Source organism: Bifidobacterium sp. UTCIF-1, from assembly GCF_006408915.1.
In the GTDB taxonomy this organism is placed as follows: domain Bacteria; phylum Actinomycetota; class Actinomycetes; order Actinomycetales; family Bifidobacteriaceae; genus Bifidobacterium; species Bifidobacterium reuteri.
The window spans coordinates 12,965-27,442 of record NZ_JFAG01000027.1 but is presented as its reverse complement, the minus strand read 5'-3'; the positions used below and the strand labels follow the sequence as shown (position 1 = coordinate 27,442).

Sequence of the window (14,478 nt, the reverse complement as noted above, 5' to 3'; positions counted from 1 at the left end):
CCATTAATCACTCTCACTTCATGGTTATCATATTTGCATGAGCGAAATAAATCGCTACAAGATACATCCAATCTCCATTCCCCGTAATGCAGATTACCATGATATTGACCATTTTTATTCGTATAGTAAGCAACCAATGTCATTAATTGATTACTGTCAAGGGGAGTGAAGCTCACAGAATAGCCGCTTTGGGGAACATCGCTATCATCAACAACAGTAACTGTAACATCGGAAATCATTTCATTCTTAAAAAAATATAAAAGAGAAACAGAAGCAAGAATAATAATAATAATAATTAAAAAAATGATATTAATAACACTATTTCCGAAAGAACGATATTTCTTATTGTAACCCATCGTTATTCGCTTCGTTATATAGCTTATAAACACGATCATTAAACCTTGGGCTTAACAGTGTATGTTCTTGGCTAGGAACAGCCGACAGTACCCCATTCGCCCAACCTATACCTGTATTCTCATCATAAAGCTCAAGCCAGGGGCTGCCTGACGCACCATGCGCATCCACAAAAGAGCACCCTGAAGCCTTCAACACGTCATCCATATTGAACGGGTACAAAGTTTCAACTTTTGTCACACACGACTGCGGATCTTTATTGTTTCCTGGATTCTTAGGATATCCAACAATTCGAGCAGTAAAACTACCAAGATTCGAATGACCAAAACCATGGCCACCAAAAACTTCAACCGGCTTGCCCAGATAATCGGGCATTACAGAAGACACACTAATAAAACCAATATCATTAGGAACATCATATACAGATAACGATTGAGTATTGGCATTATTAATCCAGTCTGTAAATACTCGAGCAGTACCCATAGCATACATCTGCGTGTTTCCGCCAGACGGTGACGCATTAGGTACAAACATAAACTTAGTATACCAACCACTCCCACTTCCCCCATGTAAACAATGGGCAGCTGTCATCACCAATTTCTTAGAACTACTATTAACAAGCGAAGCTGTACAGGCTCCCTGCTTCTCCCCATTAACGAAGAACAACAATCCAGTAGGGCGAGCCGAACTGTCAGGATTAAATCCTGAGCGCGTTTTTAACCCTAGCGGCACAGCGGGTGGCACTGAATGGAATGTAGTTGTTATTTCTTTATCCACGTAGTATTCATCAGTTAAACATTATCAACATGGAAAAAATGTAAGTTACCACAAAGCACAACGTAGTATCGCTAACAAAAATCGTCCACATAGTTGATTTGCATATATCCCATGCTTCATCTATTCACATAGCGCTATCTCATTCCTCGATGGCCTCGCGCTCCATGTCCACGAACTTGTGCACGGACGCCTCTACGGAATAGTGCTCCTTGGTGTTCTGGGCGTACCTGGCACCCCATGCGACCCGTTCGCGCTGATGGGCGATCCACCAGTCGATGCGTCGGGCCAGCAACGCCGCGTCCCGCACCGGGAACAGTGACTCATCAAGCAGTGCGAATTGGCTTGCGGCAGACAGCTCGGACGCGGCGATCACCGGGACCAGGCCGCAGGCCATCGCCTCGATGACGCTCACCGATTCGATGTCCGCTATGGAGCAATGCACGAACAGGTCGCCGGATCGCAGCAATTCCGGCATGTCGGCATGCTTATGGAATCCGATGTCCGCCTTGCGCGCAAGCAACCTGCCGGCGCGGAACTTCAGATAGTGCTTCAGCGGGCCGGTGCCGGCGATGACCAATTGGATGTCCGCGGCATGGCGGGACATGGACACCGCCTTGATCAACGTGATCTGGTCCTTCTCGCGCGCGAGGCGCCCGGATGCGATGATGCGGAAAGGCACCGGCGACGCCGCATCAGGGTCCTCTGACGATTCGGCGGGGGGCTTCGGCGTGTAGACCGGCGAGTACCCGTTGGAGATCACGTGCAGCTTCGCCTGATACCCGTGCGAGCGCAGCAGGCTCGCCGTCATCTCGGTCGGCACGTGGATATGGTCGATGCGCTTGTACAGCCAATGCTTGAACAACCAATACAGAAATCCGGAGATGCCGGGGATATGACGCAGCGGCCCTGCGGAATACAGGACGTTCTCTGGCTGCAGATGGAACCCGGCGGTCACCGGGATGCCCATCTGACGGGCCACTTTGGCGGCATGACGGCCGAATTTGAACGGCATATAGACATGCACCACGTCCACGCCGCGGAATGCGGTGCGGAACAGGGTGTCGCTCGGCTGCGCGAACTGCATGAGCTGTTTGGAGGCCACCCAGGAGACCAACGGCACCTTGTTCACGCGTGCAGGGTATTCGGGAGCGCCGATGCCCACCAGCCGCACATGATGTCCCTGTCGCTCAAGTTCGGCGGCCCATTGCAATGCCGAGTTCGACGTGCCGTTGCCCTGATTGCCGACGGTATCCACCACCAAAGCGATGGTCAGCGGCCTGTCGATGCTCTCTTCACCAGTTCCGTTTTCGTGCATTGCCTTAGTGTAAGCCCCATGCGCTCCATGGCCCACCCGCAATCATGATGCAACGGGGACGTACCGTGAACAATGGTGTGGCGTATAACGAATTGTCTAATTACCTAGGCAACCCAGCCGATGGCTTATCGCAGATCATCCAACACTCGGCGTATGCGAGAGACCGCCTGATACAGATCAGCCGTATGCTTGAGCAGACTGATACGCACCCAGCCTTCGCCGTTCTCGCCAAAGCACGTACCGGGCATCAGCGCCACCCCAGCGGTGTTGAGCAGCCATTCGACGAATGCATCCGATACGCCGACTGCGGCATGCGTAACCGCTCCCTCAACTTCGGCATTCGGCAAGTCACCAGCGCCTGAACCACCAGCATCTGTATCGTCCACCCAACCCCGCTGCCCCGGTATGCGAGCCCATGCGAACAATCCACCGTGCGATTGGGCGACGTCCAGACCACTGCCGTCCAATCCGTCGCGCACAACCTCGAACCGGTGCTGGTATTGCACCGCCAAGTCTTTCGCGGTGGACTGGTCGGAATTCAACGCGATCGCCCCGGCCTGCTGGATGACGCTGGATGCCAGCACGGCGGTCTGCCGGTGCACCGCCTTGACCGCGCCCAGCACCTCGGCGTTGCCCGCCACGAAGCCGCCTCGCCACCCGGCCACCATGAACATCTTCGACAACGACCCCAATTCCACCGCCACATCCAGCGCACCCGGCGTCTCCAGTAGACTCAGGGAATGGGCCTCACCGAACTCAAGACCGGCATAGGCAAAGTCATTGAGCACGATGAAACCGTATCGCTTCGCCAGCCGAACCGCCGATGCATACAGTTCGGGCGACGCCACGGCACCGGTGGGATTGTTCGGATAGTTGAGTATCAGCAGTTTGGCACGCTCCCACAATCCGGCATCCACGGCATCCAAATCCGGCAGAAAACCGTGTCCTGCGTCGGCTGGAATCGTCTCGAATCTGCCTCCGGCGACGGAGGTTGACCCCTCATACTGCGGGTAATAAGGGTCTACTGCGACCACGGTGTCGCCCGGGTCAATGAGCGCCTGAATCACAGTGGCGATGCCCACCGACGAACCGGATGTGGCAAGCAGCTGTGTTGCGGGATCCACAGTCACACCATGCTCGCGCTCATACCAGCCGGCGATGGCGTTCAGATATTGCGGTACGCCATCGAACGGCGGATACCGGAACAGCCCTGGGTCATGGGCGGCTTGGGCAAGTGCGTCCTGCACGAACACAGGCGGCTGACCATCCGGGTTGCCTTTGCTCAGATCGATGATGTCATGTCCTGCGGCAATGGCGGCCGCGGCGCGTGCGTCGGCTTCGGCGAAAGGGTTGCCGGGGAGTCCCACCGCTCTTCTGGAAATCAGTTCAGAAACCAGTGCAGCGTCCTGCGCCGACATACCGCATCCCCCTTTGTCTGTCGTGTTGACCGCCTGAATCCTGGCGAACCTTCGGTCATCGAACCACTTAGCCGTCAAACCGCCTGAACTGCTCAGGCTGGCCGCCTGTTGGGCGTATGAACCTATAAGGCCAGCCGAGCATCCCCTATAACGTTGGCCCGACCGCGCTGAACAAATCGGCCGGTGATTCATACGGTACGGGAGGTTTGTTCCATATGCAATGGCGCGCCTATACGTGATGCTTATAGCAGGTTACAGTCTGCAACCGTCGTGGGACTCAAGAGGGAAATCATCGCGGTATGGCAGAATGTGGGGTATGACTGAGCATGCCGTGAACGATTCCGCAAACCTCGACTCCCCCGCGACCGCCAACGCCCCCGCTGTCGGCCGCCCGCTGGGCACGCCGCTGGGCAAGCGCCCCACCCGCGTACTGTTTCTCGGCGCGGGCGAGCTGGGCAAGGAGGTGACCATCGAACTGATGCGTCTGGGTGCCTGGGTGTGCGCCGCCGATTCCTATGCAGGCGCGCCGGCCCAGCAGGTGGCGCATGAGTATCGTGTATTGGACATGGCGAGCGCCGCCGATTTGCAGGCTCTGTTCGACGAGGTGAAGCCGGACATCATCGTGCCCGAGGTGGAGGCCATCGCCACTGATGTGCTGGCGGGTGCCGCCAAGGCCGGCGCACAGGTAGTGCCGAGTGCCGAGATCGCGGCGATCTGCATGGACCGCGAGCGTCTGCGCGTGCTCGCCCACGAGGAGCTTAGCCTGCCGACCACCCCGTATCGTTTCGCCGGCTCGTTGGAGGAGCTGCGCGCAGGTGCTTTGGAGGTCGGCTATCCGTGTGTGGTCAAGCCGGTGATGAGCTCGTCCGGTCACGGCCAGTCCGTGGTGCGTTCCGCCGACGCGATTGACGCAGCATGGACTGAAGCGCAGGAAGGCCGTCGCGCCGCCGGCGAGGGGGATGTGTCGCGCGTGATTGTGGAGGCGCTGGCTCCGCTGGACTATGAATTGACAGTGCTTACGGTGAGCTCGTCGGCCGGGATCGTGACGTGCGCGCCGATCGGCCAGCGTCAGGAATCAGGGGATTACCGCGAATCATGGCAGCCGGCCGTGGCGGTAAACGGCGATGCCGATCTGTCTGTACTTGACCGCGCTCATGACATCGCCCGCGCCGCCGTGGAGGGGCTTGTGGCCCGAGCACAGACCGCAGGCGAGACCGGCTGGGGCGTGTTTGGTGTGGAATTGTTCGTGCTGACCAATGGTCGCGTGTTGTTCAACGAGGTCTCCCCTCGCCCGCATGACACTGGCATGGTGACGATGGCCTCACAACGGCTCAGCGAGTTCGCGCTGCATGCCCGGGCGATTCTGGGCCTGCCGGTCACGCCCGAGCATGTGGCGCTGACGTTGCGCAACGGTCAGGTGGCCGCCAGCCACGCCATCGTGGTGGAAGGCGAAGGCGAGGCGGTATTCACGAACGTCGCCGAGGCGCTGGCCGAGCCTGACACTGATCTGCGCATCTTCGCCAAGCCCGAGGTACACGGCCACCGCCGTATGGCCGTTGCGCTGGCCATCGGTACCAGTGAAGCCGATGCCCGCGCCAAAGCCGCACACGTCGCCGACGCACTGACGATTACCGTGGAGTAGCAACCAATCAGCTCAGCATGGCCTCGATGTTGTTGCCATCCGGGTCATGGATGAAGGCGGCGTAGTAGGTCGGGCCATAGTTCGGACGAGGACCGGGCTGGCCGTTGTCCGTGCCGCCGGCCTCGAGCCCCGCCGCATGGAATGCCTTGATGGTGTCCTCATTCTCGGCGCGGAAGGCCACGTGCGTCGGCACGACCGGATTGTCGCCTTTCGGAGACTCCAGCCAGACGCTGTCGCCATCCTCGTCGTTGGCAAAGCACACGGCACCCGGGTATTCGGCCTTCTTCACGTAACCGAGCGGGGCCAGCAGCTTCCCGTAGAATTCCGCACGCTCGTTAGCGTCCTTGACGAACAGTCCAATGTGATCGATCATGACGAACCTCCTTGTATCATTACGTCACTTCCCATTATCGCCTTTGTCGTGATTGATATCCGCGATTCGCCGATAATTCGTCTCAGAGGTCAAGATTCCTTCATCTCAACCACGGACGCCAGGAACAGGCGCTCCGTACATGTCGGATATCCCCGGCGATTGGTACCCTTTTTACCGTTAGTTCACCCAGAAATCCGCTCTTCAGCACGATTTGGAAGGCAGTCATGGAGAAACTGGAAAAGCTCTACGAGGGCAAGGCCAAGCAACTGTACGCAACCGACGATCCCGAGATTCTGTGGGTCGAATACAAGAACACCGCCACCGCCGGCGACGGTGAGAAGAAGGAAGACTTCACCGGCAAGGGCCGTCTGAACAACCTCATCACGACCATCATCTTCGACCTGCTCAAGAAGCGCGGCATTGACAGCCACCTCGTCAAGCGTGTGAACGCCACCGGCCAGCTGGTGCGCAAGGTGAACATGTTCCCGCTCGAGATCGTGCTGCGCAATGTGGCCGCCGGTCACTTCTGCTCGCGTCTCGGCGTGGAGGAGGGCCTGCCGCTCAAGGAGCCGGTGCTCGAGTACTTCCTGAAGAACGACGATCTGCATGATCCGTTCGTCAACGACGATGACCTGGTGGCTCTGGGCGTCTGCACCCGCGAGGATCTGGCCGAGATCGCCCCGCTGGCCCGCAAGATCAACGAGGCCCTGATCGAGATCTTCGCCAAGATCGACGTCAAGCTCGTGGACTTCAAGATCGAGATGGGACGCGCCTCCGATGGCACGCTGCTGCTGGCCGACGAGATCACCCCGGATTCCTGCCGCCTGTGGGACCAGCGTGACCATTCCGGCAAGGTGGAGCACCTGGACAAGGACCTGTTCCGCCGCGGCCTCGGCTCGATCATCCCGGCCTACGAGGAGATCGAGGAGCGTCTGGCCGAGCTGGCCAAGTCCGAAGGCATCGAAGTCGCCGAGTGACGCACACGCTGCAACATACCGCATTTGGCTCTCCTCGGTGAGGGAGCTGTCAGTGACGCTGATTTGAGGGGAGGACCAATGGTCTCGCAGCCACGGCTCCCATCGGTCATCTACCACGTCAGCTTCCCTCATCGAAGGGAGCCAAATCCATTCCAGCTTTGATTTGTTGAGAAAGGAACCCCATGGTTTTCCGCGTGTACGTGGAGAAGAAACCCGGCTTTGATGTCGAGGCGCAGCAGCTTGCCGGCGAGCTGCGCACCATCCTGGGCATCAGCGGCCTGAAGGCCCTGCACATCGTGAACCGTTACGATGCGGAAGGCATTTCCGAAGACCTGTTCAATCAGACCGTGCCCACCGTGTTCAGCGAACCGCAGGTGGATAACGTGTCCTACGATCTGCCCGATTTCGGCGACGCCAAGGTGTTCGCCACCGAATTCCTGCCCGGACAGTTCGATCAGCGCGCCGATTCGGCGGCCGAATGCATCCAGCTCATCTCCCAAGGCGAGCGTCCGACCGTGCGTTCCGCGAAGCTGTACGCCCTCGAAGGCAATCTGACCGATGCGGACATCGAGACCATCAAAAAGTACGTCATCAACCCGGTCGAGGCGCGCGAGGCCAGTCTGGACACCAAGGCGACCTTGAAGACCCAGGTACCTATGCCGGGCAAGGTGGAGGCCATCGCCGGATTCAACGAGATGGACGCGGCCGCGGGCCAGCGGTTCATCGACGAACGCGGGCTTGCCATGGATCTGGCCGATCTGGAATTCTGCCAGCGGTACTTCACCGAGGAGGGCCGCGAGCCCACCATCACCGAAATCAAGGTGATCGACACCTACTGGTCCGACCACTGCCGCCACACCACGTTCGGCACCGAGCTGGACGAAGTGGACATCGACGACGCCGTGGTCAAGGCCGCTTTCGACCGCTACATGGCGATGCGCCATGAGCTGGGCCGTGATGCCAAGCCCGTATGCCTGATGGACATGGGCACGATTGGCGCCAAGTGGCTCAAGAAGAACGGCATCCTGACCGGTCTCGACGAGTCCGAGGAGATCAACGCCTGCACCGTCAAGGTCAAGGTGGATGTGAACGGCGAGGATCAGGACTGGCTGTTCCTGTTCAAGAACGAGACGCACAACCACCCCACTGAGATCGAGCCGTTCGGTGGCGCTGCCACCTGCATCGGCGGCTGCATCCGAGATCCTCTATCCGGCCGCTCCTATGTGTATCAGGCCATGCGCGTCACCGGTGCCGCCGATCCGACAGTGCCGGTGTCTGAGACGCTGGAAGGCAAGCTGCCCCAGCGCAAGCTGGTGACCACCGCTGCCGCCGGCTATTCCTCCTACGGCAACCAGATCGGCCTGGCCACCGGTCAGGTGGACGAGATCTACCATCCCGGCTACGTGGCCAAGCGTATGGAGGTGGGCGCGGTCGTGGCCGCCACCCCGGCCGACCATGTGCGCCGCGAGACCCCGGCCCCCGGCGACAAGATCATCCTCCTGGGCGGTCGCACCGGCCGTGACGGCATCGGCGGCGCCACCGGCGCTTCCAAGGCACATAACGTGGAGTCGCTGGAGCTGGACGGCGCCGAAGTGCAGAAGGGCAACGCTCCGGTCGAGCGCAAGCTGCAGCGCCTGTTCCGTCGCGGTGACGCCTGCCGCCTTATTAAGCGTTGCAACGACTTCGGTGCGGGCGGCGTGTCCGTGGCGGTCGGCGAACTGGCGGACGGCCTGTATGTGGATCTCAACACCGTGCCCAAGAAGTACGAGGGCCTGGACGGCACCGAGCTGGCCATCTCCGAATCGCAGGAGCGCATGGCCGTGGACGTGGCCGCCGCCGATGTGGACGAGTTCCTGGGCTATGCCCGCGAGGAGAACCTCGAAGCCACGGTGATCGCCACCGTGACCGAGGACCCGCGCATGGTGATGACCTGGAACGGCGACGAGATCGTGAACCTCTCCCGCGAGTTCCTGGCCTCCAACGGCGCATCCAAGCATCAGGTCGTGCACGTCGAGGCGCAGCAGGCGTACGAGGTGCCGGCCGAATGGCGTTCCGGCTCGCTCGCCGAGCGTATGCACGCGCTCGTCACCAACCTCAATGTGGCCTCCAACAAGGGACTCTCCGAGCGTTTCGATTCCACAATCGGCGCGGGCACCGTGCTCATGCCGTTCGGTGGCGTCAAGCAGCTCACCCCGAACGAGGCCATGGTGGCCAAGTTCCCGGTGTTCGGCGAGACCACCACCGCCTCCGCGATGGCTTGGGGCTTCAACCCGTACATCATGGAGAAGAACCAGTTCACCGGCGCATACCTGTCCGTGGTCGAATCGCTGGCCAAGCTTGTGGCAGCCGGCTTCGAACACGAGAAGGCATACCTGAGCTTCCAGGAGTACTTCGAGAAGCTGCGCGACGAGCCGGAACGCTGGGGCAAGCCCACGGCGGCCGTGCTTGGCGCGTTGATGGCCCAGGTGGACCTTGGCGCCGGCGCGATCGGCGGCAAGGATTCCATGTCCGGCTCCTTCGAGGATTTGGACGTGCCGCCTACGCTCATCTCCTTCGCCGTGGCCGTGGGCAACATGAAGCGCGCCACCTCCCCCGAGTTCAAGGGTGCCGGTCACCGCATCGTGCGCATCGCGCCACGGTATTTGGCCGACGGCCTCACGCCGGACAAGGATGCGCTGCTCGACGCGTTCGCGCTGGTCGAGGAGCTGACCGACCCGTCGCACCACACCGCGCTGGCCGTATCCACACCGGGCTATGGCGGCACCGCCGAGGCCCTATTCAAGATGACCGTGGGCAACGGCATCGGCGTGGACCTCAACGACGGCATCGCCGTGGACGACCTGTTCGCTCCCGCATACGGTTCGTTCATCGTGGAGCTTGCGGACAACGAGAAGATTCCGGCGGTCTCCAACCTGGTCGAGGTGGGTGAGATCGGTGTGACCACGGAGGGTTATGCCTTCCGTGCCGCCGGCGAGACCATCGATCTGGCTCACCTGCAGAACGCATGGGAGGGCGGCATCGAATCCGTGTTCCCGTACCGGTCCAAGGGCGCGGAAAAGAACCAGACTGTGGAGACCATCGATTTCCACACCGAGGCATCCGGCGTGAAGAAGACTGTGTACACGGGTGCTTCCGTGGCCAAGCCGCGTGTGATCATCCCCGTGTTCCCGGGCAACAACTGCGAGTACGATTCCGCCGCCGCCTTCGAGCGCGCCGGTGCCGAAGCGCACACGCTGATCGTCAACAACCTCACCCCCGAGGCCGTGGCCGAATCCGCCGCAGCGCTGGTGGAGGAAATCAACAAGAGCCAGATCGTGATGATTCCTGGCGGCTTCTCCGGCGGTGACGAACCGGACGGCTCCGCCAAGTTCATCACCGCGTTCTTCCGCTCCCCGGCCGTGACCGAAGCGGTGCGCGACCTGCTGAAGAACCGCGATGGTCTGATGCTCGGCATCTGCAACGGCTTCCAGGCCCTGATCAAGCTGGGTCTGGTGCCGTTCGGCGACATCGTGCCGATGACCGCCGAATGCCCGACGCTGACGTTCAACACCATCGGCCGCCACCAGAGCCGTCTGGTACGTACGCGTGTGGCCTCCGACCTGTCCCCGTGGCTGGCCAAGACCTCGGTCGGCGACGTGCACACCGTGGCCATCTCCCATGGCGAAGGCCGCTTCGTGGCCTCCGACGAGGTGCTGGCCAAGCTCAAGGCCAACGGCCAGATCGCCACGCAGTACGTGGACGAGGCCGGCGTGCCGGGCATGGATCTTGCCGTGAACCCGAACGGTTCACTGCTCGCCATCGAGGGCATCACCAGTCCGGACGGCCGCGTCTTCGGCAAGATGGGTCATTCGGAGCGTTCCGGCAACGGCCTGTACGCCAACGTGCCCGGCGACAAGGTCCAGCCGATCTTCGAGGCCGGCGTGGAGTACTTCACCGCCTGATGCGCATCTGATATCCGCCAGATGAATACGGAAAGGCTGTTGCCTGCCGGAAGAGACTGAGTTTCCGGCAGGCAACAGCCTTTCCGTTTTTCCAGATATTTCGGACTCCCCCTTGGCTCAGGGTCGCAGTGGAGTAGATTGAATGTCATGGCTCATGACGTGGATGACATGGATACCCGTAATGGGGATATGACACTTGCAGTCGGCGGGTTTGGCGCTCTTCGCGGCTCATCATGCCCCGGCATCGAGGCGCTGACGTTGCACACATCGATTGACGACGATGGCATGACGCAGGCAGTGTCGTTGCACAAGGAGGGAGTTCTGGCCGACGTGCCCTCCCCCACGTGGATTACGCGTGACGGTGACACATTGTATGCCGTATTGGAGGACACCAATGAGGTGGCGTCATTCCGCATCGATTGGGATGGCGGCACTGTCTCCGATGCCGACACCGTTGACACCGATACCGTCGCCGGCCCGCGTACAACCGCGCTGTCTTTGACTGAGCTGTCCCGTGTGCCGACTCCGGGCAGCAGCCCGACCCACGCGGCGGTAGCTGTGGACGATCTGGGTGGGAAGCATCTTATCGTGGCCAATTACGCCGATGGCCATGTGTGCGTGCATCCCATCGCCGCCGACGGCTCTGTGCTCGAGGCCACACAGGTGCTTGCCGGTAAAGGGCGCGGACCGCTTCCCGCTCAGGAAGGCCCCCATGCGCATTGGATTCTGCCCTTACAGGACGGCCACGTGCTGTCCACCGATCTGGGTGCTGATCGCATCTATGTGCATCGTTGGGAGCATGGCAGGCTTGAGCGAACCGGCGAGGTACCGATGGCATCCGGCACCGGTCCGCGCGACCTTCATCTGCTGCCCGTTCCGGGCGCGGCGGATGCTGCGGCGAACGGCTCCGATTGGCGTGTGGCCGTGGTCGGCGAGTGGGCGAATACGGTGACGCTACTCGGCTCGGAGAATGCCACCGGCGCACTCGACACGAATGACGACACCGCCAGCATCAAGGTGTTGCAGACCGTCGATCTTGGTGGCGATCCGCTGGATCAGGCGGCTTCTTTGGCCTTCGTACCGTGGTCTGCTCTGCGGCGCGGCGAATCGGATGGAGACGCGGACGGCAATGCATCAGGCTCCGGAGACGGAGACGACAACAAACATGATGCCGGCAATGCGGCGGTGGCTGCTGCCGTGCACGATATCTCGCAGCACAACGACATCTCCGGAATCGCCTATGTGGGTCTGCGCGGCTCGGAACGTATCGTGGCGTTGGCATGGGACGGTGAGCGCCTGTCCCGTCTTGCGCCGGAGGACGAGCCGGGTTGGCGCGGGCGCGGCGTCGACTGCGGCGGCAGCCGTCCGCGGCACATCCTGCCGGTCGGAAACCTCCTGCTCGTGGCGAACGAGGTGTCGAACGGCCTGACGGTCTTCCATCTGGCTTCGGACGGCGAGCCGACACGGGTCGCCGCTCTTCCCTCCGGCTCCCCGACCGTGTTCGTATGCCTGTGAAACGCAGTACAGCCATGGACAGCCGTGTGGAACATCATGTGAAACATGTGGAGCATGGATTCGGGCCGGTGTGGGACGGCACGTCACGTGTGCTGGTGCTGGGATCGATGCCGAGTCCGAAGTCGCGCGAGGAGTCGTTCTACTACATGCATCCGCGCAACCGGTTCTGGCCTGTGATGGAGGCGATATTCACCGACCCGGCCAATCCGACGGACGTCGCGGGCGATACGCCACAGTCGCGACGCGGGTTCGCCCTGCGGCATCACGTCGCGTTGTGGGACGTGATTGCCTCGTGCGACATCATGGGCGCGTCCGACGCGAGCATCCGCAACGCCGTGCCGAACGATCCGGCGCCAATCCTCGCTACCGCGCCGATCACACGCATCGTCACGACCGGTGCCAAGGCCGCGCAACTGTATCGCCGTCTCATCGCTCCGACGTTGGCGGCGGACGGCATCGACGTGCCGATGACGCCGCTGCCCTCGACCAGCCCGGCCAACGCCTCGATGAGCCTCGACCACCTCATCGCCGTCTACCGTGAGGCGTTCATCCCATACTTGCCATGAATCCCGCATCGGCCACACGCTCACGGATGTCCTTGGCTATGGAGATGCACCGCGCACGGGCGATGCCGGAGCGTGTGCCGACCATCGTCAGATCATCAATCGTGATTCCCCGCCCTTTACCGTTCACGGCGGTGGTGTGTTCGCCGTTGATTCCGGGGTTTTCGGTCAGATCGTAGCCGGGAGACAGATGCCACTCCCCTTTGTCTCGGTCATACAGGTATGAGAAGTTCTTGGCATGATCATCCCGGTTGCCGATGAATACGTTGAAGCACATCAGCCTGTAGAGACGCTCGCAGTCCTCCACGCTGTTGCACAGGCGCATGGTAAGCCGCATCAGCAGACCGTAATCGAGGTTGGCGAGACGGTGGGAAGTCTCCAACAATCCTCCGGCCGAAACCATATGAATCTTCGTTCGTGAGTGGTTCGGCCCGCTCACTCGGTCGAACCGCCGAGTACCGAAATACCCGGCGCACCGCTTCGATGGGAACAGCCGTGTTTCCGGCATGTCGATGCCGCAGGCGACCGCCAATCGGGAGATCGCATACTCCTGTTCGCCGATATTCGCGGGATCCATGGAGGACGGGAATTTGATGATCCATTCCTCGCCGTCGATTTCCGTCAGGATCTTGGGACGCGCACCTCCGGACGAACCGCCGAGGGCGAACAGTGTGTCTAGATCATCCGAAAAATCCGTTTCCAACAGGCTGGCGCATTCCGCTGCTATGTCGTCCAGATCCGTCGGGAATACGCTGTCATCCATCGATGCGGCCGGCTCGTACTCAAGCGCTCCCATGCCGCCGGCGCCCACGATCGACAATCGGGTCAACGGGCCGACCGAGAACGGATCAATACCGCGTTCCCGTAGCATGCGATCGGTCAGCAATCTTCCCCAACCATCCGGCATGCTGTCGTCGAACACCCCGAACATGCCGTTGAGCGGGTCTCGCTTGGCCACGAACACGCCGGATCGCAGTGGCAGCGACAGAGGGCTGATGCTGAATCCGGCAGTCAGCCAATCATGGTCGTAGGCGAATGCCAATGTGCGGGACGGAGCCATTGTGAGCCATCCCACGGTCATCCCGTCATAGATCACGCGCACACGATCCACGGTCGCGTCCAGGTTTCCCAGTTCATCGCGAGACATCATCACTGCGCTTTTCTGCCTTTCTCGCCAACCTTCCCGCCGACCACCTTGCCGGAGTCGCCACGTGCGGCGACGACGGCGTCGATGTCCCTGTAGTACGGGTGTGCGAACAGTCCTTCGAAATCGCCCTCGCATCCCAACGCGAAGGCTATGTTGATCAACGATGTCAATGAAATCTCATGTGACTGCTCGAACCGTCTGAGCGACGAGAGGCTGACACCCGACTTGGAGGACAACGCCGTTTGGGACATGCCATGCTCCTTGCGGCGCGCGACCATGCGACGTGCGATACCGGCGGACACATCACCCGGCATGACTTCATCCAGCAAAGTAAACATACCAACATATTAGCAATTTCCAGTTATTAGAAGCATTATTATTAATATATAGATAGTTTTTTATACTGTATTGTTCCAACGGCGCCTTGCGACACGCGAGGTGACGCGGTGCGGGTTT

General features: G+C 60.5%; 12 protein-coding genes. 5 read left to right on the top strand and 7 right to left on the bottom strand.

Annotated features, from left to right (window positions below; all coding sequences use genetic code 11):
• The 4 genes from BW09_RS10040 to BW09_RS10025 form a co-directional block, all read right to left on the bottom strand.
• Positions 1-356: hypothetical protein (locus BW09_RS10040; RefSeq protein WP_219846528.1), on the bottom strand; the 356-nt coding region annotated here is incomplete at its 3' end.
• A complete protein-coding gene (locus BW09_RS10035) occupies positions 343-1,131 on the bottom strand; it encodes a serine protease (protein WP_140463857.1) in 789 nt (262 codons plus the stop codon). The genes BW09_RS10035 and BW09_RS10040, both read right to left, overlap by 14 nt.
• Positions 1,132-1,270: 139 nt before the next feature.
• Entirely contained in the window at positions 1,271-2,446 is a 1,176-nt protein-coding gene (locus tag BW09_RS10030; RefSeq protein WP_044089922.1) for a glycosyltransferase, read from the bottom strand.
• A gap of 125 nt (positions 2,447-2,571) precedes the next feature.
• Positions 2,572-3,864 carry a pyridoxal phosphate-dependent aminotransferase gene (locus BW09_RS10025; protein ID WP_140463855.1) on the bottom strand — a complete coding sequence of 431 codons (1,293 nt, stop codon included), beginning with the start codon at positions 3,862-3,864 and terminating at the stop codon, positions 2,572-2,574.
• 316 nt (positions 3,865-4,180) lie between these two features.
• Here BW09_RS10025 and purT point away from each other — a divergent pair, with 316 nt between their 5' ends.
• Complete coding sequence (gene purT / locus BW09_RS10020; protein ID WP_140463854.1) at positions 4,181-5,506, top strand: formate-dependent phosphoribosylglycinamide formyltransferase; 1,326 nt, start codon at positions 4,181-4,183, stop codon at positions 5,504-5,506.
• A 7-nt stretch (positions 5,507-5,513) separates the two neighbouring features.
• Here purT and BW09_RS10015 read toward each other — a convergent pair whose 3' ends face one another.
• The gene (locus tag BW09_RS10015; RefSeq protein WP_044089926.1) at positions 5,514-5,879 is read right to left on the bottom strand and encodes a VOC family protein; all 366 of its coding nucleotides are present in this window, start codon (positions 5,877-5,879) and stop codon (positions 5,514-5,516) included.
• Between the two features lie 224 nt (positions 5,880-6,103).
• Here BW09_RS10015 and purC point away from each other — a divergent pair, with 224 nt between their 5' ends.
• The 4 genes from purC to BW09_RS09995 all read left to right on the top strand — a co-directional run bounded on the left by purC (position 6,104) and on the right by BW09_RS09995 (position 12,878).
• Complete coding sequence (purC, locus tag BW09_RS10010; protein WP_044089927.1) at positions 6,104-6,856, top strand: phosphoribosylaminoimidazolesuccinocarboxamide synthase; 753 nt, start codon at positions 6,104-6,106, stop codon at positions 6,854-6,856.
• Positions 6,857-7,038: 182 nt separating this feature from the next.
• Positions 7,039-10,797, top strand: a complete 3,759-nt coding sequence (locus BW09_RS10005) for a phosphoribosylformylglycinamidine synthase (RefSeq protein WP_140463853.1) — start codon at positions 7,039-7,041, stop codon at positions 10,795-10,797.
• 147 nt (positions 10,798-10,944) lie between these two features.
• Complete coding sequence (locus tag BW09_RS10000; protein ID WP_258185072.1) at positions 10,945-12,312, top strand: lactonase family protein; 1,368 nt, start codon at positions 10,945-10,947, stop codon at positions 12,310-12,312.
• Positions 12,303-12,878 (top strand): DNA-deoxyinosine glycosylase, encoded by a 576-nt coding sequence (locus tag BW09_RS09995; protein WP_241451218.1) that lies wholly within the window; start codon positions 12,303-12,305, stop codon positions 12,876-12,878. The genes BW09_RS10000 and BW09_RS09995 overlap by 10 nt, the downstream gene beginning before the upstream one ends.
• Here the strand turns inward: BW09_RS09995 and BW09_RS09990 are convergent.
• On the bottom strand, positions 12,859-14,025 hold the full coding sequence (locus tag BW09_RS09990) for a type II toxin-antitoxin system HipA family toxin (protein ID WP_238566972.1): 1,167 nt from the start codon (positions 14,023-14,025) through the stop codon (positions 12,859-12,861). The genes BW09_RS09995 and BW09_RS09990 overlap by 20 nt on opposite strands.
• Positions 14,025-14,360 (bottom strand): helix-turn-helix domain-containing protein, encoded by a 336-nt coding sequence (locus tag BW09_RS09985; protein WP_223847915.1) that lies wholly within the window; start codon positions 14,358-14,360, stop codon positions 14,025-14,027. The genes BW09_RS09990 and BW09_RS09985 overlap by 1 nt, the downstream gene beginning before the upstream one ends.
• Positions 14,361-14,478: the final 118 nt, after the last annotated feature.

Coding starts and splice junctions, on each gene's coding strand:
- BW09_RS10030 (WP_044089922.1), bottom strand. CDS start 2,446: ATGCACGAAAACGGAACTGGTGAAGAGAGCATCGACAGGCCGCTGACC.
- BW09_RS10025 (WP_140463855.1), bottom strand. CDS start 3,864: ATGTCGGCGCAGGACGCTGCACTGGTTTCTGAACTGATTTCCAGAAGA.
- purT (WP_140463854.1), top strand. CDS start 4,181: ATGACTGAGCATGCCGTGAACGATTCCGCAAACCTCGACTCCCCCGCG.
- BW09_RS10015 (WP_044089926.1), bottom strand. CDS start 5,879: ATGATCGATCACATTGGACTGTTCGTCAAGGACGCTAACGAGCGTGCG.
- purC (WP_044089927.1), top strand. CDS start 6,104: ATGGAGAAACTGGAAAAGCTCTACGAGGGCAAGGCCAAGCAACTGTAC.
- BW09_RS10005 (WP_140463853.1), top strand. CDS start 7,039: ATGGTTTTCCGCGTGTACGTGGAGAAGAAACCCGGCTTTGATGTCGAG.
- BW09_RS10000 (WP_258185072.1), top strand. CDS start 10,945: ATGGCTCATGACGTGGATGACATGGATACCCGTAATGGGGATATGACA.
- BW09_RS09995 (WP_241451218.1), top strand. CDS start 12,303: ATGCCTGTGAAACGCAGTACAGCCATGGACAGCCGTGTGGAACATCAT.
- BW09_RS09990 (WP_238566972.1), bottom strand. CDS start 14,025: ATGATGTCTCGCGATGAACTGGGAAACCTGGACGCGACCGTGGATCGT.
- BW09_RS09985 (WP_223847915.1), bottom strand. CDS start 14,360: ATGTTTACTTTGCTGGATGAAGTCATGCCGGGTGATGTGTCCGCCGGT.